This window comes from Xanthovirga aplysinae, from assembly GCF_009711365.1.
GTDB lineage: Bacteria > Bacteroidota > Bacteroidia > Cytophagales > Cyclobacteriaceae > Xanthovirga > Xanthovirga aplysinae.
Map to the genome: position 1 here is coordinate 1 of NZ_SMMB01000154.1, position 512 is coordinate 512.

The following is a 512-nucleotide window of genomic DNA, read 5'->3' on the forward strand; positions in this document are numbered from 1 at the left end:
ATGGGGAGAGAAACTTTGTTATCCATCAAAAGGGGACCTCAAGCAATTATCTACACATAGCCCCAAGTAAAGAAAAAGGGAGCAATACAGCGGATTGGACAAAAGGGATCTTGATTCATTCGACGGGGCTATTAGAGGCCAGGAATGACCTTAAAGTCATTGGATCAGTGGATTTGGATGGAGACATTCGCTCCTGGGGAGAAATAAAAACGAATATTAATTTTGCTAATGGATCAAACAGTGATTCTTTTGGTTTACGCTTTCAATCGGAAAATGATGTACAAATAGATTCCTTTGAAAATGATCTTCGAATTTTCAGCTCTCAACAGGATGGTGGAAGAGGCTCTTTATTGAGGATTAACCCTGTGACAGGAGAAGCACGTTTTTGGGGTAGTATAGGAGTTAATGTTGAAAGTACCACAGAAGCACTTGATATATCTGGTAATATCAAAGCCAGTGGTTTTGGGGACTTTGGAGGGGAAGTAAGAACCTATAAACTGGTAATAGACAGA

Annotated in this window: 1 protein-coding gene; it reads left to right on the forward strand. The window is 40.0% G+C overall.

The features are described from left to right. On the forward strand, positions 1-512 hold a 512-nt coding region (locus tag E1171_RS23185; protein ID WP_187696100.1), incomplete at both ends, for a hypothetical protein.